The sequence below is a fragment of the Rhodanobacter sp. BL-MT-08 genome, from assembly GCF_054161255.1.
In genome coordinates this window covers 3,860,821-3,883,732 of sequence record NZ_CP167872.1, presented here as the reverse complement: position 1 = coordinate 3,883,732, position 22,912 = coordinate 3,860,821, and the positions used below count along the sequence as shown (strand labels likewise).

Below are 22,912 nucleotides of genomic sequence, written 5' to 3'. Positions count from 1 at the left end.
TCAGCGCGACGAGGTTGGGCGCAACGATCTAGCGGGCACCGCTTGATTTCGTTGTGCGGACGAGGGGTCGCGCACGCGAACGAAGACCTCAGCTCAACAGCGCGAACGCATCGCGCGTCAGGTTCTCCGGTGCGTCGTTGGTGCATACGACGTCGTCCTCAATGCGAATGCCGCCGAACTTTCGGAACGCATCAACCTTGTTCCAGTTGATGTCGCTGGCGACGGGTTTGCCACGAAGTTCTTCCAGCAGCATGTCGATAAAGTAAAGGCCCGGCTCGATGGTCACCACCATGCCGGGTTCCAATGCACGCGTCATGCGCAGATACGGATGGCCGTCTGGACGGCTGATCGTGCCGCCGCGTTCGCTCTGCTGGAAGCCGGCTACGTCGTGCACCTGCAGGCCGATCGGATGGCCGAGCCCGTGCGGCATGAACGTGCCGGTGACGCCCGAGGCCACGGCGCTTTCCGCGCTCATGCGGATGAAGCCGTGTTCGCGCAGCACCTCAGCCAGCACGTGGTGCGCGTGGATGTGCAGCTCGGGATAGCTCTGGCCCGCGCGCACCTTGGCCGCAAAGCCCTGCTGAGCCCGGTCGACGCTGTCGATCAAGGCCTGAAATTCAGCGGCGCCGGCCGCAGCGTAGGTGCGGGTGATGTCGCTGGCATAACCGGCGGCGCTGGCGCCAGCGTCGATCAGGAACGAGCGGCTTTGCGCCGGCGCCTTGCGATCAAAGTTCGTGTAATGCAGCACGGCGCCGTGTTCGTTGAGTCCGACGATGCTGGCGTATGGCAGCTCCGCGTCGCTCTGGCTGGCGGCGGCCAGATACGCCATGTGGATGCCGAACTCGCTTTCGCCGGCGCGGAACGCCTGCTCGGCCGCACGGTGCGCGCGGGTGCCGATACGGCTGGCCTCGCGCATCAGCTCCAGTTCGTACGGCGTCTTGTAGCTTCGATACCAGTGCAGGTAATCGAGCACGGCCGGCGGATTGTTCGCCTCGATGCCGTCCATCGCCGAGTAACCCGCGGCAATCACCGCGCATTTCCCGCCAGGCAACTGCGCAACCGCCTCGGCCGCGGTACGCACGATGCTGATATCGAACGCGTCGACCCAGTAGCCGGTCGGGGCATCCGGCACCACGTGCCAGTAATCGCGCGGCTGCAGAAAGATCAGCTTGGGTCTCTTGCCAGGCGTGTAGACGACCCAGCTGCCCGGCGCGTCGGTCAGCGGCAGCCAGTGCTTGAAGTGCGGGCTGACGATGAAAGGCTGATCCTGATCGTCGAGAAACTTGCGCAGCGGCATGCCCGCGGCGATCAGCAGATGGTCGAAGCCGGCCAGCGCCAGCGCTTTGTCGGCGCGCTCGCGCAGGGTGCTGAGATGATCGGGATATAGCGAGGCAAGCTTGGCGACAGACATGGACTTTCCTTCAGATGAGCGCCGCGGCGTGAGCAGCACGCGCGGCCTGACTGCCCATGATAAGACCATACGACGCGCGCATCATGGCGCGCGGATCGTCTTGTTCTTAGACGCTCAGCGGGTCCACATGCTCAGTTTCGATCGAGCCAGACGTGCAGGCGCTCGGCGTCGGCATCGCTGATGGCCACGATCCGGTAGCCGGCCCACACCTGGCCCGGGCTGGCCGCATGGTCGTGCCACTGTTCCTGGATGCCGACCTCGATCAGCGCAGCGGAGCCCAAGTCCTGTCCCGACTCGGGCAGCGGCAGCTTCACCTGGAACAGCGCTTCGCCGCGCGGCGCCTGGGTGCTGATCAGCAGCATGCCGTTGCTGGAGAGATTGCCGACATAGCCCATCATGCGGCCGCTGATGGCGTCGGTGACCTGGGCGGGAAAGGTCACGCGCTTGCGTTCGATGCGGCGCTTTTCGCCATAGCCTTCGCGGATATTCATGGGCGGACGGACTCCTGTCGTTGTTTCTGCCCCAAGGAAGCGGACTGGCGCAGGCTGCCGGTGAGGCTGCGCCAGGCACGGTCGAGCAGGCCTTCGCGCTGCACCGGTACTTCGCTGACGCGTCCGGCCACGATTTCGTGCGCGAGCTGCGCAATATTCATTTCCTCGCCGCGCTGGCCGCGTTGCGTCACCAGCAGGCAGCGGCCGGATATCGGCGAATGCCACACGAGCTTGCGTCGCACCATGCGTCCGCCGGCGGGGTCGACAAATTCGAACCACGTACCAAAGGGCAGGTCGCGCAAGTGCTGCTGCATGGAGAGCTCGCGGGGATCGATCGTGGCCTCCTGCGCAATCTCGGGAACCGGGCCTTCCGCGTTGACGCTTTCGCCCAGGCGCTGATGCTGCTTCAGCCGCAGCGCCAGATCGGTGGTGCTGGGCAGGTCGATATTGGCATCCGGATCGTCCAGCCCCAGCAGTCGCTGCGCGACCTGCACGGCTTCTTCGGCGTGCATGCCGATCTGCTGCAGGCCTACCTCCACATCGACCTGCAGCTGGTCGACATCGCGTATCGGCAGACGGCCTAGCAGCTGGTCGGTGATCGCTAGCTGTGCCTCGAACGCGCCGCTGTGTTCGCCGTGGCGCAACAGGGTCAGCGCCAGCACGTCGGACCACGCGCGATCCAGCAGTGCTCGTAGCAGGCCGCGCGGCGGCGCCTGGGCAAAGCGCTCGGCCATGTACTCGCTGGCGCGCTGGCGCGCCTGATCGAGTCGCTCGCGGCCCTTCGCCGCTTCCAGATGACGGCTTTCGGCGGTCTGTGCTTTGCGCGTCAGCAGCGAGAGATGATGTTCGATATCGGCCAGCAGGGCGGTGTAGAGGCCGGCGGTTGGTGGCTCCTGATTGGCGCGCGCCACCAGCTGGTCGAGCTTGGCCGCCAGCGGACGCCCGCTCTCGTCGTCGCTGCCGTCGAGCCAGTCGTGCGCGGCAGCGGTGACGGTATCGAGCAGCTTGCGCGCGGGGTGATCGCGTTTTTCCAGAAACTCCGGCTCTGCCACGGCGATGCGCGTGACCGGCAGCTGCATGTTGCCCAGCAGGGCATGCGCATTGTGGCCGTTGCCGTGCAGCTGCTGGCCGAGCTGCTCGAACAGCATGGCAACCAGATCGACCGTGTCGCCCTGTTCGACGCTGAGCTGGGTCTGCGGTGCGCCGGCGGGTTTGCCGAGATTGAGCTGGGTCAGCAGCTCTTCGCGCAGCCGCTGGGCGCTGCGCAATTCGCGGCTGGCCTGGTCGGTGACCTTGACCAGATGCTGCTGCAGCGCGCCGAGCGCGACCTGCAGTTCATCGGCGCTGGCGGCGCGACCGGCCGGTTGGCCGTGGGATGCGCTGGCCGCGGTGCGTCGCTGGGTCAACAGTTCGCGCAGCGACTCGAGCACCTCGATGGAATCGCTGGTTGCAGCGCCCGAGGCGCTGGTCTGACGGACTTTCTCCACCGGAGCGGCGGCGGTTTCTGGCGTCGCAGTTCCCGGCCGCGTGTTGACCTGGCGCGGCACCGGGATGCTGCGCAGCTCGGGCAGAATGCCGTCCTCCAGCAGCTTCGCATTGACCGTGTCGTATACCGGGGCAAGCGCCTGGATCAGCTGCTCCTCGAAGCTCTGCATCAGCAGCAGGTGATGCTCCAGCGGCAGCTCAAGCACAAGGCTGGCCGCGTGGATGGCGCGCGTGAGCGCGTATGGGCCCAGTGGCAGCGCGCGACCGTCCAGCGGCGGCGCGCCGATCAGCACGGCCAGTCGATAGCCCAGCTCATATAGCACGCTGTTATGGCGCATTTCGCCGCGCGCGCCGAGGCGCTCGATCGACATCACCATTTCCTGCTCGGTCTGATCGAGCAGCTGCAGCGACAGCCGCGATCGAGGGGTCGCGAATGTTTCGGGTTTGAGCGAGGCCTTGTCGATCTCGTTGAAGGCGCCAGCCAGCTCCAGCAGAAACCTCTCTTCGAACGCCACGCGGTCGTGCACCACGCGCAGTCGGCTGATCAGAAAGTCCTGCTGCTGCTTGGGCAGCTTGGCGCTTTCGGCCTGCTTGAACAGCTTCTGCTCGAAATCAGTCAGGCAGTGATGCAGCGGTTCTTGCAAACCTTCCACGCAGAGCGCGTAAGAAGATTCGAGCAGCCGCTGCGCGCGCGCGGGCCAGCGTCCGTCTTTCAGACGGAATGATTGATACGCCTCGAAACGACGACGTCGATTCTGCTCGACATCCATGATGAACTCGCCCTATCCCCAATCGGCTGAGTTTATGCCGCTTGTCACGGACGCGCCACTTGATAATCGTGTAGGGCCCGGCGAAATCGTGGTGGACGCGTCAGTCCAGAAAACTGGCGATGACGTCGTTCAGAAAGCGCTGGCCGAGCGCGGTGGTCTGCAGTTTTTCCGGATCGTCGGTCAGCCAGCCGCGTTGGCGGGCGGCGGCCACTGCGGGCGCAATCATTTCCGGCGCTAGCCCGGTATGGGCAGAGAAGTCCGCCGAGGGCACGCCGTCGACCAGCCGCAGCGCGTTGAGCATGTATTCGAACGGCAGCTCGGCGGCGTCGACCACGCTGTCGCCGCCGATGCGCTTCGCGCTGTCACCGGCATCCATATAACTCTTCGGCAGGCGCGACTTCCAGCGGCGGTGAACCGTGCCGCGGGTGGCGTCGCTGATCTTGCCGTGCGCGCCGGCGCCGATGCCGAGATAGTCGCCGAAGCGCCAGTAATTGAGGTTGTGCGCGCAGCGCCGGTCGGCCCGGGCATACGCCGAAATTTCGTACTGCCCGTAGCCGCCCGCAGCCAGCGCCTGCTCGCAGGCTTCCTGCATCGCCCAGGCGTGGTCGTCGTCGGGCAGCGGCGGCGGGTTGGCGGCGAAGGCGGTATTGGGTTCCAGCGTGAGCTGGTAGTGCGAGATATGCGTGGGCTGCAGTGCCACCGCGCGGGCGACATCGGCCAGCGCACCGTCAAGCTGCTGCTGCGGCAGGGCGTACATCAGGTCCAGATTGATGTTGCGGTAGCCGGCATCCTGCGCCGACTTCACCGCGACCTCGGCCTCGATCGCCGAATGGATGCGGCCGAGCCGCTTCAGCTTGTCGTCGTCGAAGCTCTGGATGCCGAACGAGATGCGGTTGACGCCGGCCGCCAGATAGCCGTCGAAACGGCCGTGTTCGACCGTGCCGGGATTGGTTTCCAGGGTGACTTCGACCTCGGCGTCGAACGGCAGCCGTGCGCGCGCGCCGTCCAGAAACCGCTCGATGAGCGCCGGTGCAAATAGGCTCGGCGTGCCGCCACCGAAGAACACGCTGACGATCGGGCGCTGTTCAAGCGCCGCGCCAAAGTCGCGCCGGTCGGCGTCGAGATCGGCCAGCAGATGGTCGATATAGGCCTCGTACGGCGGCGGCTCGTTGCGCAGCCCGTGCGAGTTGAAATCGCAGTACGGGCATTTTTTCACGCACCACGGCATGTGCACGTAGAGCGAGAGCGGCGGAGCGATCAGCTTTGACATGGGTCCATCGTCATCGGATCAGCCAAGCTGCGCGCGCAGCCGGGCCAGCGCCTGGCCGCGATGGCTGATGCGCGACTTCAGTGACGGATCGAGCTCGGCCGCACTGGCGCTCTGGCCGTCTGCGACAAACAGCGGGTCGTAGCCGAAACCTTGGACGCCGCGCGTTTCGCCGAGCACATGTCCATGCCAGCGACCTTCGGCGATCAGCGGCGCGGGATCGTCCGCGTGCTGGATCAGCGCCAATACGCAGATGAAGAAGGCGCCGCGCTGTTCCGGCGGCACGCCGTCGAGCTCGCGCAGCAGCTTGGCGTTGTTGGCCGCGTTATCGCCGTGCGTGCCGGCATAACGAGCGGAGTAAAGGCCCGGCGCGCCGCGCAGATGGTCGACACACAGGCCCGAGTCATCCGCCAGCGCGGGCAGGCCGGTGGCGCGCGCGGCGTGGCGCGCCTTCAGCAGCGCGTTCTCGACAAAGCTGAGGCCGGTTTCCTCGGCATCATCCACGCCGAGGCTCGCCTGCGTCACCACCTCAAAGCCGCTATCGGCCAGCAGCAGGTTGAACTCCGCGAGCTTGCCGGGATTGCTGCTGGCCAGAACGATGCGCTGCATAACCGACTCAACCGGCCGGCGTCAGCGCCGCGCGCTGCGCCAGTACCAGCTCGCCGATGCCTTTCTCAGCCAGCGCCAGCAGCGCGTTCATTTCGTCGCGGCGAAACGCATGACCTTCAGCGGTGCCCTGTACTTCGATAAAGCCGCCGCCGTCGTTCATCACCACGTTCATGTCGGTATCGCAGTTGGAGTCCTCGGCGTAATCGAGATCCAGGACCGGCATGCCTTTGTAGATGCCGACGGAAATCGCGGCGACGGCGCCGACGATAGGGTTGCGCTTGAGGTTTTCGCGCTTCATCAGGTGATTGACCGCGTCGACCAGGGCGACGTAGGCACCGGTAATCGCCGCTGTGCGGGTGCCGCCGTCGGCCTGGATCACGTCGCAGTCCAGCGTGATGACGCGCTCACCCAGCGCCTGCCGGTTGATGCAGGCGCGCAGGCTGCGGCCGATCAGCCGCTGGATCTCCATTGTGCGGCCGCCTTGGCCGCCGCGCGCGGCTTCGCGCTGCGTGCGGGTGTTGGTGGCACGAGGCAGCATGCCGTACTCGGCGGTGACCCAGCCTTCGCCCTTGCCGCGCAGCCAGTTCGGCACGCGATCCTCGATGCTGGCCGTGCACAGCACGCGGGTGTCGCCGAAGCTCACCAGCACCGAACCTTCGGCGTGGCGGGTGTAATGGCGTTCGATGGTAACGCTGCGCAGCTGGTCGCTGGCGCGGCCGCTGGGGCGGGTGACTGCATTCATGGAGGGCTTCGCTTCGGATCGCCGGGTCGAGCATGGCGGGGCCGCAGAGTTTACCATTGCGCTCTCTCAGGACGTCTGGATGTCACTCGAATGATCCGCAGCATGACGGCGTACGCCAGCGCTGAAACCACCGGCCCCGCAGGCACGCTCAGCTGCGAACTGCGCACGGTCAACCATCGTTATCTGGAACTGAGCCCGCGCCTTCCGGACGAACTGCGCGGCTTCGAGTCGCTGCTGCGCGAGCGCATTGCGGCCAAGCTGTCGCGCGGCAAGCTGGATATCACGGTGCGCCTGCGCGGCAACGATGCGCGCAGCGACAGCCTCAACATCAACGACGCGCTGGTGTCCAAACTGGCCGAACTGGCCCTGAGCATGCGCACGCGCTTTCCCCAGATGCGCGTCGAACTGACCGATCTGCTGCGCTTTCCCGGCGTGATGCAGCAGGCGGAGATCGATCCGGAGGCGCAGCAGGCCGCGCTGTTCGAGGTGCTCGATCGCGCGCTCGACGCGCTCACGGCAACGCGCGAGCGTGAAGGTGAAAAGCTTGGCGAGATCCTGCGTGACAAGCTCGACAGCATCGAACGCGTGGTCGCCGACGTGCGCCGCTGGATGCCGGAAATCCGTGCGGCGTTGCGCACCCGCCTCGAAGGCCGGCTGGCCGACATCAAGCAGCCGATCGAGCCGGGCCGGCTGGAGCAGGAGCTGGTAATGCAGATCACCCGCACCGACGTGGACGAAGAGCTGGATCGCCTCAGCACGCATATCGGCGAAACCCGCCGCGTGCTGGGGCTGAAGGAACCGGTCGGTCGCCGGCTGGATTTCCTGATGCAGGAGTTCAACCGCGAGGCGAACACGCTGGGTTCCAAATCGGTCGACACCCGCAGCACCAACGCGGCGGTCGAGCTGAAGGTGCTGATCGAGCAGATGCGCGAGCAGGTGCAGAACATCGAGTGACGCTGCGGTTCATGCCATCGCGCACTGCTCAATCCCTGACAGCAGGCTGAGTCCGCCGGGGTTGCGGACCATGCAAGCGGGCACCTGCAGCGAGCAGGACATCTCTGCGCGTCAGCAAAACCCTACATGACGCGACTGCCTGGGCCTATAACAAAACGTCGCGGCGCCGGTCAGTCTGATTCTGCTTCGCACGTAGCGCCCCACCCGATAAGCGTTCGGCAACCGCCGTCGATCAAGGTCAGGGCTTTCCGGGAACGAAGCCCCCTCCCTTGAGGCAGAACGCACCATGCTTGAGATCAGGCCCGCGCGCGAAGGCTTCATCGTGTTCGACACCGAGACACAGGAATCCGTCATGCGATTCGCCACCCGGGCCGATGCCGTCGACCTCGTGGCCGAACTGGTGATCGCCGAATCACGCGAACAGCTGCAGGCGTGGCAGTCACCCGCCGCGCGCCGCGAGTTCTACCTGATTCGCTGATTTGCTTAGCTCAGCGTATTCGTATGCGCCGACGGTGGTGATGAATAACCTCCCTTCGCCAGTCGTCGCATCGATGCCTTCGAAGCGGACCTTAAGGTCGGTGAAGACCCAGCTGGCGCTGATGCTTGCGGCTGACCTCTCCGCGCTGTTCTGGCCGTGTACTCCGGCAACGGAGGTAGGCGGGCCGTACTTTTTTCTGAGCACGGCAAAGGTCGCTTTCTGGCTGTCCAGACCGCTGGTGCGCACGCGCAGGCCCTGCACGGTGTCGTCCAGTATCACCAGCGCAAAACCGCGCGCGCGGGTGCCCGGCGCAAGCGTTGGTTCTTCGGAGCGGCTGAAGTGGACCGGCAGGGTTTTCTCGCGGCCATCCGAGCTTGTGTCGGCGTGGGTCGCGGCCTCCATGCAGGTGCTGTCGAGCGTCGGCGACCACGATCGGCTGTCGAAGAGACCGTCCCGCGTGGTCGGGCAGGTGATCAGCGTCGGCGGCTGCCCCAGCGTGAACCCTAAAATCTGGAGACTGGGCGCCGATCTAGGGCTCCGCAAACGGGCGGCAGCCTGCGCGGTCGCTGCTATGCCTGCCGCGCTCAGTGCGAGCATCAAAAAAAGCCTTGCCTTCATCGAGCACCGTTTTCCCCATGCGATTCCCGCAGCCTAATAAACGCGGAGGCTGCCGAATTCAGGGCAGTCGGCAGAAACGCAGCATCCGACCATGGCGCGCAGAGGCCTTCGAAGCGCCGCAACGGCTGGACGACCGGGTCCAGCCGTTATACTTCGACGATGAAAGCCAATTCTTCGATGCCAAACGCCCAGTACCGCGCCGACGCCAAACGTCCCGGTGGCAAAACGTCGCAGTCGTCGACGCCCGCGGCATGGCACCGGGCCTGACCGGCATGAGCATCGCCGCCGCCACCGTTGAGTTCGAAGGCACGCTGTTCGTCGTCGCCGCACCGTCCGGCGCGGGCAAGTCGAGCCTGGTCAATGCGCTGCTCGAGCGCGAGCCGGCCATTTCGCTGTCGGTATCGCACACCACGCGACCGCCGCGGCAGGGCGAGCAGTACGGCCGGCACTACTTTTTTGTGGAGCGTGCGGAATTCGAGCGCGAAATCGGCGAGGGGATTTTTCTCGAGCACGCCGAAGTTCACGGCAATCTCTACGGCACGTCGCGCACCACCGTGCAGTCGCTGCTGGGTGAAGGCCGTGACGTGCTGCTGGAGATCGACTGGCAGGGCGCCGAGCAGGTGCGTCGCAGCAAGTCCGACTGCGTCAGCATTTTCATCCTGCCGCCCTCGCGCGCCGAGCTGGAGCGCCGATTGCGCGGGCGCGGGTCGGACAGCGCCGAGGTGATCGAGCGGCGGCTGCACAACTCGCGTGGCGAGATCGCCCACGCGCACGAGTTCGACTACATCCTGATCAACGATGCCTTTGCCGATGCCCTGGACGACCTGCAGGCGATCGTGCGGGCGGTGCGCCAGCGCAGCGCGCTGCAGTGGCGGCGGCACGAGGCGCTGATCGCGGAGCTGCTGGCCGGCGGTTGAGCGGCCATAGGGCTGAGCGAGAGTTAAGCGGCGCGCGGGTATTCATGGTCTTCGCACGGTTCTTCGGCTACCTTGAACGTCTTCTTATCGCCGTTTCCCTCCCATGACCGATCCCGTACGCAACCCGCCTGACGACAGCACCCTGGTGCGGGTTCGCGGCCTGACGACGGTACTCAACGGCAAGACGATTTTCGACAAGCTCGATCTGGACATTCCGCGCGGCAAGGTCACGGCCATCATGGGCCCTAGTGGCACCGGCAAAACGACCCTGCTCAAGCACATCACCGGGCAGATGACGCCGGATGCCGGGCAGATCCTGGTGGATGGTCAGGACGTGCCCCAGTTGTCGCGCGAAGCGCTGTACAAGCTGCGCGAGGGCATCGGTTATCTGTTTCAGAACTCGGCCCTGCTGACCGACTTCAGCGTGTTCGAGAACGTGGCCTTTCCGCTGCGCCAGCACACCAAGCTGCCCGAAGTGCTGATTCGCAACGTGGTGCTGCTGAAACTGCAGGCGGTCGGTCTGCGTGGCGCCGCGCAGCTGATGCCGAACGAGCTGTCCGGCGGCATGGCGCGGCGGGTCGCGCTGGCGCGTGCGATCGTGTTCGATCCGATGCTGATTCTTTATGACGAACCGTTTGTGGGGCTCGATCCTGTGGCGCTGAATCAGGTGCTGAAGTTGATCCGCACGCTCAACGAAACGCTCGGCATCACCAGCGTGCTGGTGGCGCACGAAATCGAGGCGGTGAAGCGGATCGCCGATCACGTGTTCCTGATTGCCAACGGCAAGGTCGTGGCGCAGGGCGATCCGAAGACCATCGCCGACGACGGCTCCGCCTGGACGAAGCAGTTTTTCGGCGGACAGGAGGATGGCCCGGTGCCGTTCCAGTATCCCGCGGGTGACTACGCGCGGGCGCTGGGCTTTTCCGGAGCCGCCAAATGAGTACGCGTCCGGTACCGACCACCAATGCGTTGACCGGGTCGCTGGCCCAGATCGGCGGTTGCGCGCTGTTTCTGCTCACCCTACTGGCGGCGATTCCGCGCAGCTTCCGCTACGTGCGCGAAACGCTGCGCCAGCTGTGGTTTGTTGGCGCGATGAGCCTGACCATCATCATGGTTTGCGGTCTGTTTGTCGGCATGGTGCTGATGCTGCAGCTGTACCACGTGCTGTCGATCTTCGGCGGCACCTCGGCCAGTGGCATGGTGGTGGCGCTGTCGGTATACCGCGAACTCGGGCCGGTGGTCACTGCGCTGCTTTTCGCCGGTCGGGCAGGTACGTCGATTACGGCCGAGATCGGCCTGATGCGCGCCACCGACCAGATCGATGCGATGGAGATGATGGCGGTCGATCCGATCGCCTACGTCGGCACGCCGCGCTTTCTGGCCGGGCTGATCGCGATGCCGCTGCTGTGCTGCGTGTTTTGCGCCATGTCGGTGCTCGGCGGGCACCTGGTCGGCGTTACCTGGCTGGGCATCGACAACGGCACGTTCTGGTCGAACATGACGGCGGTGGTCGATCTGCACACCGATATCGTCAACGGCGTGCTGCTGAAAAGCCTGGCGTTCGGCGCCGTGGTGACGCTGATTGCCGTTTATCAGGGCTTTACCACGCCGGCGACCAGCGAAGGCGTGGCCTATGCCACGACGCGTACCGTGGTGGCTTCGTCGATCGCCATTCTGGCGCTGGACTTCGTCCTCACCGCGTTCCTGATGTGATGGCCGCCATGCATCGCTTCATTTTCCCCCAGTCCCTGTTTTTCCATCGTCTATCGAGGATCGTGCCGTGAGCCAACCGAGAAACTCCTATGCCGTCGGCACCGGCCTGTTCATCGTGCTGGGTTTTGCCGCGCTGGTGTATCTGGCGACCCAGACCACGTCTGTCGCCAACACGCAACACGGCGCCAGCTATACCGTCGACACCCACTTCGCCAACATCGGTCAGCTCAAAGAGCGCGCGCCGGTGAAAATTGCCGGCGTGCGCGTCGGTCAGGTGCAGTCGATCACGCTGGCGCCCGGCGCCGAAGTGGCCGACGTGAAGCTGGCGATCGACAAAAACTACGACAAGATCCCGCTCGATTCGGTCGCCACCATCTTCACCAGTGGCCTGCTGGGCGACCAGTACGTCGGCATTGTCTACGGCACATCCAAGAAGACGGTCGCCGATGGCGGCACGCTGGCGCTGACCAAGCCGGCCGAGCAGCTGGAGGACATGCTGGGCAAGTTCTTCGGTGCCGGCGGCATGGCCGACAACCTGGGCGGCACCTATAAGGTCACGGCGACCTTCTCGAACGTCGGTACGCTGTCGGCCGGTGCGGCGGTGAAAATGGCAGGCGTGCCGATCGGCAGCGTGCAGTCGGTCGTGGCCGATCCGGTCAAGCTCGATGCGAAGGTCACTCTGGCGATAGATAATCGCTACAACCAGATTCCCGACGATTCCTCGGCGGCCGTGTTCACCAGCGGCTTGATCGGCTCGCAGTTCGTCGCCATCCAGCCGGGCGGTTCACCGGATGCACTGAAGAACGGTGATGAAATGGTGTTGACTCAGTCCGCCATGCAGCTGGAGGATTTGATCGGCAAGTTCCTGGTCAATGGTTCCTCATCCAGCGACAAGAAAGATGCCGGCAACGGCAAGCCCGGCGACAAGTCGTCGGATACATCCTCTCCCACTACCCCCACCGGCAAGCAGTAAACCGGTCATGTCCAAGGAGTTTTCCATGTTGCGCAGACTTGCTCTCGCCACCGCCATTGCCATGGGCGCCCTCGTCGCCAGCCCGTCGTTTGCACAGGATCCGGCGCCGGCCGCCGCGTCCGCCACGCAGACGCCCGAACAGATCATTCAATCCATTGCCGACCAGCTGGCCACAGCCATCGACGGGCACCGCGATGAGTTGAAGCAGAATCAGGACAAGCTGATCAGCATCATCGACGAAGTGCTGCTGCCGCACTTCGACATTGACTACGCGTCGATCCTGGTGCTGGGACAGCACGCTCGCGAAGCGACTCCGGCCCAGCGCGAGCGCTTCGCCAAGGCGTTCTACAACTCGATCACCCACCGCTATGCCGAAGGGCTGCTCGACTACACGCGCGGGCGCGTCAAGGTGCTGCCGTTCAGCGGCGACCTCAACGACAAGCGCACCCTGGTCCGCACCCAGGTGGTGATGGACGACGGCAAGCTCGTATCGATCGACTACGCTTTTCGCAAGACCCACTCCGGTGACTGGAAGGCCTACGATGTGATCATCGAGGGCATCTCCTACGTCACCAACTACCGCAATCAGGTCGACGCGGAAATTCGCAAGAGCGGCATCGATGCGCTGATCACCAATCTTGAGACCAAGGGCGGCAAGGCGCTCGACTCGATGGCGAAGGACACCAAGGGGGGGCAGTGACTGTCGTCGCCGACCGCGGGTTTGAGCTGACGACCAAGACGCCGGGTGTGCTCGGTGTCTCGGGGCTGCTCAACTTCAACACGGCGGCAGCAGCTACCGAGGCGATCGAGGCGGCGTTGGCGGATCGCTCCATCGCGCAGCTCGATCTGGCCGGTGTGTCGCATGCCGACAGTGCCGGCTTGTCATGCCTGGTTACGGTCATGGCGGAGGCGGCGAGAAAAGGACGGCAGCTGAAAATCGTGCACATGCCTGACGGGCTGCAGGCGCTGGCCAGGGTATCCGAGGTCGATCACCTGATCGGCTAGTCCGGCAAGTTGCAGGCACAAAAAAGGGGCCGACGGCCCCTTTTTTGTATGCATTAAATTTGGATGCTGCGGGATTACTGGCTGCCCTTGTTGGTCTGGCCCGGATGGCTGTTTTCCCACTGGTGCTGCTGATCGAGCAATTCATCGGGATCGAAATTCTTGTCGTCCAGCCCCTGCATGTGCTGAATCGCGCTGTCCGGCGGGTTGCCGTCGTAAATGTCGTAAAGCCGCTGCTGGCGATACGCGTCACGAATGAACACGTACGGATCGTAGGCCGAGTTGAGGAAACCCTCTGCATCGATGGCGCGGGCACGAAGGTTGACCAGATAGATCACCTGCGGCAGATACTGCAGACCGTGATAGTGATAATTCGACGAGAAATAACTCAGCGGATCGAGGAAGTAGCTGTCCACCGGTATGCGCCATATATCGCGGCCGGTGCTTGGGCCGAACAGCGGCAGCATCAGGTAATCACCTTCCGGCAGGCCCCAGCGCGCCAGCGTAATGCCGAAGTCATTGTTTTCCAGCGGGATGCCGAACTGGCTGGCCGGGTCCATGAAGCCGACGAAGCCGATCGTCAGATTGACCACAAAGCGCCCTGTGCTCTGCGCGGCCTGCTTGGGGCGGGCCTGCAGCAGATCATTGACCACCGTGATCGGCATGCGGATATTGGTGAAGAAGTTTGTTACGCCCTTTCGCACCGGAGCATTGGTGATCTTGCGATAGCCGACGGCCACCGGGCGAATGACGGCCTTGTCCAGCGAATCATTGAATTTGTAGGCCTTGCGGTTGTACTTCTCCAGCGGGTCGTCGGTGCGCGGAGGGGCGATGGTGGCGCAGCCAGCCAACAGCACGATCGCAAGCAGCAGCAACCAGCGACTCAGGGGGAGGGATCGGGGCATGGAAGGCATCGTTGCGAAAGATTCGTGGGCGAGGGAGGCGAACATAATTGTACTGATTAGTTTTATATCTTGCACGGCTTTCAGTGTGCTTTTAGCCTCATAAAGCTCGCGCGTAGGCAGCCGGCCATCATACGCGCTGGCCACATTGCCAGCAAAGCGCCCGCTCGATACACTACTCGGCCGCTTAAGTCATTTATTTTTTGAGGATTTCGCATGGCACGTATCACCGTTGAAGACTGCCTCGAGGTGGTCAACAACCGTTTCGAGCTGGTGCTTATGGCTACCAAGCGCGCGCGCCAGCTGGAAAAGGGCGCCGAGCCTGCGGTCAATCCCGAGCAGGACAAGCCTACCGTGCTGGCCCTGCGTGAGATCGCCGAGCGCCGCATCGACCAGAACATGATCGACCAGATCGACACGGCCGAGCGCGAGCGCGCCGAACGTGAGGCGCTCGAGTGGGCCGCCGCCGAAGTTGACGATGATCTGTCCAAGGGCGGCGACGACTGATGGACGCCGGCTGTCAACAGCGTTCCTTCCGCACTGTTGCTTCTGGTGCTCCGGAACGCCTGCGCGCAGCCATTCGCGTTTCATTCTTCGTCAGCCTCACTCGTTTTTCCGAGGTAGGCGCCTGAGCCGGCGCCGACTTCCATGACAACGGCCACGGACCCGGGTTCGGTCGACTTGTCGCTATTGCCTCCCTACGTGCTGGCATTGAAAGAGCGGGTCGCGTACCTGTCCGAAGCGCAGATCGCCAAGGTCATCCGGGCCTTCGAGGTCGGTGCCGATGCGCACGCCGGGCAGGAGCGCAAAAGCGGCGAGCCGTACATCACCCATCCGGTGGCGGTGGCCGGCATCCTGGCCGAACTCGGGCTCGATGCCGAAACCATCGTCGCGGCCATCCTGCACGACACGCTGGAAGACACCACGCTGAGCCGCGAGGCGCTGGCCGGCGAGTTCGGCGAGGTAGTGGCCGAGCTGGTCGACGGCGTGACCAAGCTGGACAAGATGCAGTTCGGTTCCCGCCAGGAAGCCGACGCCGAAAGCTTTCGCAAGATGCTGCTGGCGATGGCGCGCGATCTGCGCGTGATCCTGATCAAGCTGGCCGATCGGCTGCACAACATGCGCACGCTGGGCGCCAAGGATCCGGCCTCGCGCCGCCGCATTGCCCGCGAAACGCTGGAAATCTACGCCCCCATCGCTCAGCGTCTGGGCATGAACAAGTTCAAGGCCGAGCTGCAGGATCTTGGCTTTCGCGCGCTGTACCCGGATCGTTACCGCGTGATCAGCGAGCGTATCCGCGCCGCCATCGGCAATCGCCGTGAGGCGATGGGCAAGATCGAAACAGCGCTGGCGAGCCGCCTCAGTGCCGAGCATATGCAGAGCGACGTGGTCGGGCGGATCAAGTCGCCGTGGAGCATCTATTCGAAGATGCACGAGGAGCACAAGAGCTTCGCCCAGCTGATGGACGTGTACGGTTTTCGCGTGATCGTCGACAGCGCGATGAGCTGCTACATGGCGCTCGGCGCGGTGCACGCCCTATATAAACCGGTCGATCGACGTTTCAAGGATTTCATCGCGATCCCCAAGGCGAACGGCTACCAGTCGCTGCATACCGTGCTGCTGGGGCCCTTCGGTGCGCCGATCGAGGTGCAGATCCGCACCGCCGAAATGGACTCGGTGGCCGAGCGCGGCGTGGCGGCCCATTGGGCCTACAAGACCGACAGCGGTCCGGCCAACAGCGCGCAGGCGCGCGCGCGCGAATGGCTGTCGTCACTGGCGGACAACTCGGCGAACACCTCGTCCTCGGCGGAATTCATCGAAGCGGTAAAGATCGACCTGTTCCCGGACGAGGTCTACCTGTTCACGCCGCGCGGCGACATTCTCTCGCTGCCGCGCAACGCGACCGCGCTGGATTTCGCCTACGCCGTACATACCGATGTCGGCGATCACGCGGTGGCTGCACGCGTGGACAAGAAGCTGCTGCCGCTGCGCACGCGTCTGGCGTCGGGCCAGCTTGTTGAAATCATCACCGCGCCGTCGGCGATGCCCAATCCGGCGTGGCTGGAGTCGGTCGTCACCGGCAAGGCCCGCACCGCCATTCGTCAGTACCTGAAAAACCTGCAGCACGAGGACGCAGTGGACTTCGGTCACCGCATGCTCGATCGCGCGCTCGACGCGCAGGGCAGCAGTTTGGATGGGGTGCCAACTGCCGTACTGGAACGGTTCCTCGAAGCCTCCAAGTTCAGCCGTCTGGAAGAGCTGCTCTCGGACATCGCCTTGGGCAATCGCATGCCTGACGTGGTCGCCACCCAGCTGCTGGCCTCGCGCGGCAAGCGCCTGGATGGCGCACCGCACACGTCGCCGAACGCGCACGAAAAAATTCGCATTACCGGCGCCGAGCGCGGCGTGCTGAGTTTCGCCAACTGCTGCCATCCGCTGCCGGGCGACGACATCGTGGGCTACCTGTCCTCGGGCAAGGGCATCGTCGTGCACCGCGAGGAATGCCCGAACGTGACCGAGCTGCGCAAGTCGCCGGAGCGCTACGTGCCGATTGAATGGGATCGCGATGTGCAGGGCGACTTCCGTGCACAGCTGCGTATCGAAGTCATCAACCGTCCGGGCGTGCTGGCCACGGTGGCGGCCGCCATTGCGGCGGCGGATTCGAATATCGACAACGTCGAATACGTCGAGCGCGATGCCGCCGCGGCAACGCTGCTGTTTTCCATGGAAGTGAAGAGTCGCAAGCATCTGGCCGAGGTGATCCGTCGCGTGCGACGCACCGGTGTCATCAGCGGTGCGCATCGCTATCCTTTGTGACGCGGGGATGCAGCGGGGAATGGGGAACAGGTAACGGGTAAGATCAAAAGTGCGGGCCTCGCGCCCCGGCTCTCGTTTTCCGCTCCACATTCCTAGTTCAACGGGTTATCCAAAGCGAATGCTTTCTCCGGCTCGTGTTCCCCATTCCCCTTCCTCAAGGAAAGCCATGTCTCGCACCATCATTTCCACCGAACTGGCGCCAGCCGCCATCGGCCCGTATTCGCAGGCCGTGCGCGCCGGCAATACGGTGTATTTCTCCGGCCAGATTCCCCTCGATCCGGCCACCGGCGCGCTGATCGACGGCGATATCGCTGTGCAGACCCGTCGCGTGTTCGACAATTTGACCGCGGTTGCGCAGGCCGCAGGTGGCTCGCTGACGCAGATCGTTCGCGTCGGCATTTACGTCACCGACCTGGCCAACTTCGCCACGGTCAATGCGGTGATGGCCGAATATTTCCAGTCGCCGTTTCCCGCGCGATCCACCATCGAGGTTTCCGCCTTGCCGAAGGCGGCGCAGGTCGAAGTGGATGCGGTGATGGTGCTGGACTGATCCTTACGCGCGTTGCCTGCCGACAGGGCGCGTCGGCCCAATCCGAAAATCAGGCTTACGGCAGACGGTATCGCTCGGTTAGGCTTGACCGACATGAGCGCGCGCACTCCTCGACCTTCTTCAATTGTGGATGCCGACCCGGGTCTTGCGCCGGTAAGCACGCTCAGCGGTGTCGGTCCCGCGCTGGTCGCGACGCTGGCGAAGCTGGGTCTGGAACATCTCCAGGACCTGTGGTTTCACCTTCCTTTGCGTTACGAGGACAAGACGCACGTGACGGCCATCGCCGACCTGCGCGTCGGGGAGCGTGCGCAGGTCGAGGGGGTAATCGAGGCAGTCGAGCGCGGCTTTCGCTTTCGACCGCAGCTGAAAGTCGCCATTGGCGATGTCAGCGGCCAGACCCTGACGCTGCGCTTTTTTCATTTCAACCGCGCACAGGCCGAGCAGCTGAAAGTCGGCGCGCGGGTGCTCTGCTACGGCGAGGTGCGCCATGCGGCGCAGGGTCTGGAGATGGTGCATCCGACCTATCAGCGCCTGAGCGGCGATGAGCTGGCGGCGGTCGACGATCTGCTGAGTCCGGTGTATCCGACGACCGAAGGCCTCGGCACGAAGCGGCTGGCCGGCGTGATCGCCAAATCGCTGGCACTGCTTCCGCCCGCCGCGCAGTTGGAACTGATTCCGCCGGAACTCTGCGCCGAGCACGGGCTCACGTCGCTGCGCGACGCGCTGCTTTACGTGCACCGCCCGCCGCCGGACGCGAACCTGGCCCAGCTGACGCTCGGCCGGCATCCGGCGCAGCAGCGGCTGGCCTTCGAGGAGTTGCTGACCCAGCATTTGAGCCTCAAGCGCCTGCGCGCCGCCGTGCGCCGCCGTCGCGCGCCAGCGCTTGGCGGCGATGGAAGCTTGCGCGCGCAGTTGCTGGAGGCGCTGCCGTTTGCGCTGACGAGCGCGCAGCAGCGCGTGTCGGCCGAGGTGGCGCGCGATCTCGCGCAGCACAAGCCGATGCTGCGGCTGGTACAGGGCGACGTGGGCAGTGGCAAAACGGTGGTGGCCGCGCTGGCCGCCTTGGCGGCGATCGAATCCGGCCAGCAGGTGGCGCTGATGGCGCCGACCGAATTGCTGGCCGAGCAGCATCTGCGCAATTTTCGGCACTGGCTCCAGCCGCTGGGCATTGCAGTGGAATGGCTGGTCGGCAAGCAGCAGGGCAAGGCGCGGCAGCAGGCCATGCAGCGCATTGCCGAAGGTGCCTCGATGGCGATCGGCACCCATGCGCTGATGCAGGAAGGTGTGGCGTTTTCGCAGCTCGGCCTGGTCATCGTCGACGAGCAGCATCGCTTCGGCGTACAGCAGCGCCTCGCGCTGCGCGATAAAGGAGCTGACCACGTTACGGGTCTGGTGCCGCATCAACTGGTGCTCACCGCCACGCCGATTCCGCGCACGCTGGCGATGAGCGCCTACGCCGATCTGGATGTGTCTTCGATCGACGAGTTGCCGCCGGGGCGTACGCCGGTGCAGACCATCGCGATCTCCAACGCGCGGCGCTTCGACGTGATCGAGCGCATCCACGCCGCGTGCGGCGAGGGTCGGCAGGTTTATTGGGTGTGTACGCTGATCGAGGAGTCCGAGCAGCTGCGCGCGCAGGCGGCAGAAGTGGCACATGCGGAACTGTCGTCAGCGCTGACGGGCTTCAGGGTGGGGCTGATTCACGGCCGGATGAAGCCGAAGGAAAAGCAGGCAGCGATGGATGCGTTCAAGGCCGGCGAGCTGTCCGTGCTGGTGGCGACCACGGTGATCGAGGTCGGCGTCGACGTACCCAATGCCAGCCTGATGGTGATCGAGAACAGCGAGCGGCTTGGCCTGGCGCAGCTGCATCAGCTGCGTGGTCGGGTAGGGCGCGGCGCGGTGGCGTCGAACTGCGTGCTGCTCTATCAGCCACCGCTTGGTCAGCTGGCGCGCGAGCGCTTGCAGGTGATGCGCGAAACCAACGACGGTTTCCTTATTGCCGAAAAGGATCTGGAGCTGCGCGGGCCCGGCGAAGTGCTCGGCACGCGCCAGACCGGGCAGCTCAGCTTTCGCATTGCCGACCTCGCGCGCGACGCCCACTTGCTGCCGGCCGTGCAGCAGGTGGGTGAGCGCATGCTGGCCGAGCATCCGGCACAGACCGAGCAATTGATCGAGCGCTGGATCGGCGGCGCTGCGCGGTATGTGCATGCTTGAGGGCGGGAGCGGGGAACCACCCTAGGTGGCCTGGCGGGGAACGGGGAAGATCAAAAGTGATCGCTGCTCTGGCTCGTGTTCCCCATTCCCTGTTCCCCGTTCCCCACTCCCACTAAGCTATCCGGCTACTTCCTGACCGCACGCTTCGCATGACCCGACCACAGCTGCTGATCGATACCGACCCCGGCGTAGACGACGCGCTCGCCATTTTGATGGCGTATGCGCACGCCGACGTCGCAGGCCTGAGCATCGCGGCGGGCAACGTCGGTCTGGGCCATACCGTGCGCAACGCGCGCACGCTGGTTGATTTGCTGGGCGCCACCACGCCCATATTTGCCGGCTGCGCCACGCCGCTGGTGCGCGCGCCGGAGGAGGATGCCGCCTTTGTGCACGGTCAGGACGGCTTTGGCGACGTGGGATTCCCGCCGCCGCGCGCGGCCCTGACGGACGAAGCGGCCGCGCTGGCGCTGCTGCGGCTGACCCGCGAGCGCCCCGGCCAGCTGACCCTGGTGGCGCTGGCGCCGCTGACCAATCTCGCGCTGGCCTTGCGCATCGATCCCGGCCTGCCTGAGCGCGTGGCGCGGCTGGTGATCATGGGCGGCGCCGTCACCGGGCACGGCAATACCGGCAACGTGCCGGCCGAGTTCAATATCGGCTTTGATCCGGAAGCCGCACATGTGGTTTTCGAAGCGTTCCCGCAGTTCGAGCTGGTCGACTGGGAGGCTACGCTGCGGCACGCGTTTGACGACGCCGAATTCGAAGGCTGGCTCAAGCTGGGCGACAAACGCGCGGATTTTTACGACAGCATCGCCGGCACCGCGCGAGCCTACAACGCGGATCACGGGCGGCGCGGGGTGATTGCCGCCGATGCGCTGGCGATGGCGGTGGCGATCGATCCGTCCATCGTCACGCGCAGCGAAAAGCGTGCCGTGGCGGTCGAACTCGACGGTCGGTTGACCCGCGGCGCCACCGTGGTCGACTGGGCCAAGCGCCTTGGGAGGCCTGCCAATGCCGATATCGTGCTGGAGGTCGATCAGCTGCGTTTTGCCGCCATGGTTCGCCGTGCGCTGGGCGCGCCAGACTGAGTTCGGGCCCGCAAGGGTTGCGGCGCCTGGCAAACGACGGTTACAATGCCGCTCTTGTTTCCATCGCTTTCGAGTCTGTCATGAAGCCTGATATCCATCCGAACAACAAAGCGGTCGTTTTCCAGGACCTGTCGTCCGACTTCGCGTTTTTGACCAAGTCGACCATGTCCAGCAAGGAAACCATCAAGTGGGAAGACGGTAACGAGTACCCGCTGATCAAGGTGGATATCTCCAGCCATTCGCACCCGTTCTACACCGGCAAGCAGAAGACGCTCGACGTCGGCGGCCGCGTGGACAAGTTCCGCCGTCGCTATGCGGGCGCCACGAAAGAATAATTTCCGCTCGGGCCGTTTCCATTGATGGCCGTGCAAGAGTCGAATCGACATACGGGGTGAGCGCAAGCTTCCCCCGTATTTTTTTGTGCCGGCGTCACGTCCATTCGCGATCGAATGTTCACAGGGCCTTATGCGATAATTCGCGGTGAAAAGCGCTCCGGCGCTCGATTTGCCGCATGCACTCCCCGGCATGCAACGACCAAGCATTCCCCTCGCCGACCGGCGGTGCCCGCACGGGTGATCCCGGTGGTGATCCACATGTAAGGAGATTCCTGTGTCCGATACCAAGATCGTCAAGCTGGTCGATGAGTCCACCCAGCGCAGCAGCGAACTGCCACTGATCAGCGGCACGCTGGGTCCCGCGTGCATCGATATCGGCACGCTGTACAAGGACACTGGTCACTTCACCTACGACCCGGGCTATGGCAGCACCGCCAGCACCAAGAGCGCCATCACCTATATTGACGGCGACGAGGGCGTGCTGTTGTATCGCGGCTACCCGATCGAGCAACTGGCGGAAAAATCCAGTTTCCTCGAAGTGTCGTATCTGCTGCTCAACGGCGAGCTGCCGACCAAACCGCAGTTTGAGGCGTTCGACCACGAGATCACGCATCACACGATGATGCACGAGTCGCAGAAGAACTTTTTCCAGGGTTTCCATCACGACGCCCACCCGATGGCGATGCTGGCCGCTTCGGTGGCGTCGCTGTCCGCGTTCTACCATGACGATCTGAACGTCGACGATCCGGCCGACCGCAAGCTGGCCGCCATCCGCCTGATCGCCAAGATGCCGACCATCGCGGCATCGTGCTACCGCTATTCGATCGGCTGGCCGGCGCGCTATCCGCGCAACAATCTCGCCTACGTCGAGCGCTTCCTGCACATGATGTTCGAAGTACCGAGCGAGCCACTGGAGATGAGCCCTGTCGCGGCCAAGGCGCTGGACCTGCTGTTCATCCTGCATGCCGATCACGAGCAGAATGCCTCGACCTCGACTGTGCGTCTGGTCGGCTCCACCGGCGCCAATCCGTACGCGTCGATCGCCGCGGGTATCACGGCGCTGTGGGGCCCCGCCCATGGCGGTGCCAACGAGGCCGTGCTCAAGCAGTTGAAGGAAATCGGCACGCCGGATCAGGTCGAAAAGGCCGTGCTGCGCGCGAAGGACAAGAACGACAGCTTCCGCCTGATGGGCTTTGGTCACCGCGTTTACAAGAACTTCGATCCGCGTGCCAAGATCATTCGCGAGATGTGCCACAAGGTGCTGGAAGAACTCGGCGTCAACGACCCGCTGCTCGACGTGGCGATGAAGCTGGAAGAGGCGGCGCTAAAGGACGATTACTTCGTCGAGCGCAAGCTGTACCCGAACGTCGACTTCTACTCCGGCATCATCTACAAGGCGCTGGGCATTCCGACGGAGATGTTCACCGTGATGTTCGCCATTGCACGCACCTCCGGCTGGATCGCGCACTGGATCGAGCAGCACGAAACGCCGGGATCGCGCATCGGCCGTCCGCGTCAGATCTACACCGGCGCGGATGTCCGCGACTACGTGCCGGAAGCGAAGCGCTAAGTGTCTTTG

23 protein-coding genes are annotated in these 22,912 nt (G+C 64.4%); 15 read left to right on the top strand and 8 right to left on the bottom strand.

The window, feature by feature from the left end; all coding sequences use genetic code 11:
• Positions 1–88: 88 nt before the first annotated feature.
• The 6 genes from pepQ to rph form a co-directional block, all read right to left on the bottom strand.
• Complete coding sequence (gene pepQ / locus ACDK93_RS17300; protein WP_458070263.1) at positions 89–1,411, bottom strand: Xaa-Pro dipeptidase; 1,323 nt, start codon at positions 1,409–1,411, stop codon at positions 89–91.
• A gap of 131 nt (positions 1,412–1,542) precedes the next feature.
• The gene (locus ACDK93_RS17295; RefSeq protein ID WP_458070262.1) at positions 1,543–1,902 is read right to left on the bottom strand and encodes a PilZ domain-containing protein; all 360 of its coding nucleotides are present in this window, start codon (positions 1,900–1,902) and stop codon (positions 1,543–1,545) included.
• On the bottom strand, positions 1,899–4,157 hold the full coding sequence (locus tag ACDK93_RS17290) for a DUF1631 family protein (RefSeq protein ID WP_458070261.1): 2,259 nt from the start codon (positions 4,155–4,157) through the stop codon (positions 1,899–1,901). The genes ACDK93_RS17295 and ACDK93_RS17290 overlap by 4 nt, the downstream gene beginning before the upstream one ends.
• A gap of 100 nt (positions 4,158–4,257) precedes the next feature.
• Positions 4,258–5,427 carry a radical SAM family heme chaperone HemW gene (hemW, locus tag ACDK93_RS17285; protein ID WP_458070260.1) on the bottom strand — a complete coding sequence of 390 codons (1,170 nt, stop codon included), beginning with the start codon at positions 5,425–5,427 and terminating at the stop codon, positions 4,258–4,260.
• A gap of 18 nt (positions 5,428–5,445) precedes the next feature.
• Positions 5,446–6,033, bottom strand: coding sequence for an RdgB/HAM1 family non-canonical purine NTP pyrophosphatase (gene rdgB, locus ACDK93_RS17280; RefSeq protein ID WP_458070259.1), 588 nt, complete (start codon positions 6,031–6,033; stop codon positions 5,446–5,448).
• Between the two features lie 7 nt (positions 6,034–6,040).
• Positions 6,041–6,775: a ribonuclease PH gene (rph, locus tag ACDK93_RS17275; protein WP_458070258.1), complete on the bottom strand. Its 735-nt coding sequence runs from the start codon at positions 6,773–6,775 to the stop codon at positions 6,041–6,043.
• A 90-nt stretch (positions 6,776–6,865) separates the two neighbouring features.
• On the opposite strand from rph, the gene ACDK93_RS17270 reads away from it, so the two are divergent.
• Complete coding sequence (locus ACDK93_RS17270) at positions 6,866–7,729, top strand: YicC/YloC family endoribonuclease (RefSeq protein ID WP_458070257.1); 864 nt, start codon at positions 6,866–6,868, stop codon at positions 7,727–7,729.
• A gap of 286 nt (positions 7,730–8,015) precedes the next feature.
• Positions 8,016–8,207, top strand: coding sequence for a hypothetical protein (locus ACDK93_RS17265; protein ID WP_458070256.1), 192 nt, complete (start codon positions 8,016–8,018; stop codon positions 8,205–8,207).
• Here ACDK93_RS17265 and ACDK93_RS17260 read toward each other — a convergent pair.
• Positions 8,169–8,825 (bottom strand): hypothetical protein, encoded by a 657-nt coding sequence (locus ACDK93_RS17260; RefSeq protein WP_458070255.1) that lies wholly within the window; start codon positions 8,823–8,825, stop codon positions 8,169–8,171. The genes ACDK93_RS17265 and ACDK93_RS17260 overlap by 39 nt on opposite strands.
• A gap of 251 nt (positions 8,826–9,076) precedes the next feature.
• Here ACDK93_RS17260 and gmk point away from each other — a divergent pair, with 251 nt between their 5' ends.
• From gmk to ACDK93_RS17230, 6 genes are all read left to right on the top strand, one after another.
• Positions 9,077–9,742 (top strand): guanylate kinase, encoded by a 666-nt coding sequence (gmk, locus tag ACDK93_RS17255; RefSeq protein WP_458070254.1) that lies wholly within the window; start codon positions 9,077–9,079, stop codon positions 9,740–9,742.
• Positions 9,743–9,845: 103 nt separating this feature from the next.
• Positions 9,846–10,682: an ABC transporter ATP-binding protein gene (locus ACDK93_RS17250; RefSeq protein ID WP_458070253.1), complete on the top strand. Its 837-nt coding sequence runs from the start codon at positions 9,846–9,848 to the stop codon at positions 10,680–10,682.
• On the top strand, positions 10,679–11,455 hold the full coding sequence (gene mlaE / locus ACDK93_RS17245) for a lipid asymmetry maintenance ABC transporter permease subunit MlaE (RefSeq protein WP_458070252.1): 777 nt from the start codon (positions 10,679–10,681) through the stop codon (positions 11,453–11,455). The genes ACDK93_RS17250 and mlaE overlap by 4 nt, the downstream gene beginning before the upstream one ends.
• Before the next feature lie 67 nt (positions 11,456–11,522).
• Positions 11,523–12,428, top strand: coding sequence for an outer membrane lipid asymmetry maintenance protein MlaD (gene mlaD / locus ACDK93_RS17240; protein WP_458070251.1), 906 nt, complete (start codon positions 11,523–11,525; stop codon positions 12,426–12,428).
• Between the two features lie 25 nt (positions 12,429–12,453).
• On the top strand, positions 12,454–13,128 hold the full coding sequence (locus tag ACDK93_RS17235; RefSeq protein ID WP_458070249.1) for an MlaC/ttg2D family ABC transporter substrate-binding protein: 675 nt from the start codon (positions 12,454–12,456) through the stop codon (positions 13,126–13,128).
• On the top strand, positions 13,125–13,433 hold the full coding sequence (locus ACDK93_RS17230) for an STAS domain-containing protein (RefSeq protein ID WP_458070247.1): 309 nt from the start codon (positions 13,125–13,127) through the stop codon (positions 13,431–13,433). Before ACDK93_RS17235 ends, ACDK93_RS17230 begins: the two co-directional genes overlap by 4 nt.
• Positions 13,434–13,507: 74 nt before the next feature.
• On the opposite strand, the gene ACDK93_RS17225 is transcribed toward ACDK93_RS17230, so the two are convergent.
• Positions 13,508–14,344 carry an MlaA family lipoprotein gene (locus ACDK93_RS17225; RefSeq protein ID WP_458070245.1) on the bottom strand — a complete coding sequence of 279 codons (837 nt, stop codon included), beginning with the start codon at positions 14,342–14,344 and terminating at the stop codon, positions 13,508–13,510.
• A gap of 204 nt (positions 14,345–14,548) precedes the next feature.
• On the opposite strand from ACDK93_RS17225, the gene rpoZ reads away from it, so the two are divergent.
• The 7 genes from rpoZ (at position 14,549) to ACDK93_RS17190 (ending at position 22,903) form a co-directional block, all read left to right on the top strand.
• Positions 14,549–14,839, top strand: a complete 291-nt coding sequence (gene rpoZ, locus ACDK93_RS17220) for a DNA-directed RNA polymerase subunit omega (protein ID WP_179482627.1) — start codon at positions 14,549–14,551, stop codon at positions 14,837–14,839.
• A gap of 141 nt (positions 14,840–14,980) precedes the next feature.
• Entirely contained in the window at positions 14,981–17,149 is a 2,169-nt protein-coding gene (locus ACDK93_RS17215; protein ID WP_458070243.1) for a RelA/SpoT family protein, read from the top strand.
• 166 nt (positions 17,150–17,315) lie between these two features.
• Positions 17,316–17,699, top strand: a complete 384-nt coding sequence (locus tag ACDK93_RS17210; RefSeq protein ID WP_458070241.1) for a RidA family protein — start codon at positions 17,316–17,318, stop codon at positions 17,697–17,699.
• A 93-nt stretch (positions 17,700–17,792) separates the two neighbouring features.
• Positions 17,793–19,913 (top strand): ATP-dependent DNA helicase RecG, encoded by a 2,121-nt coding sequence (recG, locus tag ACDK93_RS17205; protein ID WP_458070239.1) that lies wholly within the window; start codon positions 17,793–17,795, stop codon positions 19,911–19,913.
• Between the two features lie 149 nt (positions 19,914–20,062).
• Positions 20,063–20,998 carry a nucleoside hydrolase gene (locus ACDK93_RS17200; RefSeq protein WP_458070237.1) on the top strand — a complete coding sequence of 312 codons (936 nt, stop codon included), beginning with the start codon at positions 20,063–20,065 and terminating at the stop codon, positions 20,996–20,998.
• 80 nt (positions 20,999–21,078) lie between these two features.
• Positions 21,079–21,333 (top strand): type B 50S ribosomal protein L31, encoded by a 255-nt coding sequence (locus ACDK93_RS17195; protein ID WP_179482637.1) that lies wholly within the window; start codon positions 21,079–21,081, stop codon positions 21,331–21,333.
• Between the two features lie 274 nt (positions 21,334–21,607).
• Positions 21,608–22,903 carry a citrate synthase gene (locus ACDK93_RS17190; protein WP_458070235.1) on the top strand — a complete coding sequence of 432 codons (1,296 nt, stop codon included), beginning with the start codon at positions 21,608–21,610 and terminating at the stop codon, positions 22,901–22,903.
• Positions 22,904–22,912 lie beyond the last annotated feature (9 nt).

Excerpts from the sequence above, each read along its gene's own strand:
- pepQ (WP_458070263.1), bottom strand. The coding sequence starts at position 1,411 with ATGTCTGTCGCCAAGCTTGCCTCGCTATATCCCGATCATCTCAGCACC.
- ACDK93_RS17295 (WP_458070262.1), bottom strand. The coding sequence starts at position 1,902 with ATGAATATCCGCGAAGGCTATGGCGAAAAGCGCCGCATCGAACGCAAG.
- ACDK93_RS17290 (WP_458070261.1), bottom strand. The coding sequence starts at position 4,157 with ATGGATGTCGAGCAGAATCGACGTCGTCGTTTCGAGGCGTATCAATCA.
- hemW (WP_458070260.1), bottom strand. The coding sequence starts at position 5,427 with ATGTCAAAGCTGATCGCTCCGCCGCTCTCGCTCTACGTGCACATGCCG.
- rdgB (WP_458070259.1), bottom strand. The coding sequence starts at position 6,033 with ATGCAGCGCATCGTTCTGGCCAGCAGCAATCCCGGCAAGCTCGCGGAG.
- rph (WP_458070258.1), bottom strand. The coding sequence starts at position 6,775 with ATGAATGCAGTCACCCGCCCCAGCGGCCGCGCCAGCGACCAGCTGCGC.
- ACDK93_RS17270 (WP_458070257.1), top strand. The coding sequence starts at position 6,866 with ATGATCCGCAGCATGACGGCGTACGCCAGCGCTGAAACCACCGGCCCC.
- ACDK93_RS17265 (WP_458070256.1), top strand. The coding sequence starts at position 8,016 with ATGCTTGAGATCAGGCCCGCGCGCGAAGGCTTCATCGTGTTCGACACC.
- ACDK93_RS17260 (WP_458070255.1), bottom strand. The coding sequence starts at position 8,825 with ATGAAGGCAAGGCTTTTTTTGATGCTCGCACTGAGCGCGGCAGGCATA.
- gmk (WP_458070254.1), top strand. The coding sequence starts at position 9,077 with ATGGCACCGGGCCTGACCGGCATGAGCATCGCCGCCGCCACCGTTGAG.
- ACDK93_RS17250 (WP_458070253.1), top strand. The coding sequence starts at position 9,846 with ATGACCGATCCCGTACGCAACCCGCCTGACGACAGCACCCTGGTGCGG.
- mlaE (WP_458070252.1), top strand. The coding sequence starts at position 10,679 with ATGAGTACGCGTCCGGTACCGACCACCAATGCGTTGACCGGGTCGCTG.
- ACDK93_RS17235 (WP_458070249.1), top strand. The coding sequence starts at position 12,454 with ATGTTGCGCAGACTTGCTCTCGCCACCGCCATTGCCATGGGCGCCCTC.
- ACDK93_RS17225 (WP_458070245.1), bottom strand. The coding sequence starts at position 14,344 with ATGCCTTCCATGCCCCGATCCCTCCCCCTGAGTCGCTGGTTGCTGCTG.
- rpoZ (WP_179482627.1), top strand. The coding sequence starts at position 14,549 with ATGGCACGTATCACCGTTGAAGACTGCCTCGAGGTGGTCAACAACCGT.
- ACDK93_RS17215 (WP_458070243.1), top strand. The coding sequence starts at position 14,981 with ATGACAACGGCCACGGACCCGGGTTCGGTCGACTTGTCGCTATTGCCT.
- ACDK93_RS17210 (WP_458070241.1), top strand. The coding sequence starts at position 17,316 with ATGTCTCGCACCATCATTTCCACCGAACTGGCGCCAGCCGCCATCGGC.
- recG (WP_458070239.1), top strand. The coding sequence starts at position 17,793 with ATGAGCGCGCGCACTCCTCGACCTTCTTCAATTGTGGATGCCGACCCG.
- ACDK93_RS17200 (WP_458070237.1), top strand. The coding sequence starts at position 20,063 with ATGACCCGACCACAGCTGCTGATCGATACCGACCCCGGCGTAGACGAC.
- ACDK93_RS17195 (WP_179482637.1), top strand. The coding sequence starts at position 21,079 with ATGAAGCCTGATATCCATCCGAACAACAAAGCGGTCGTTTTCCAGGAC.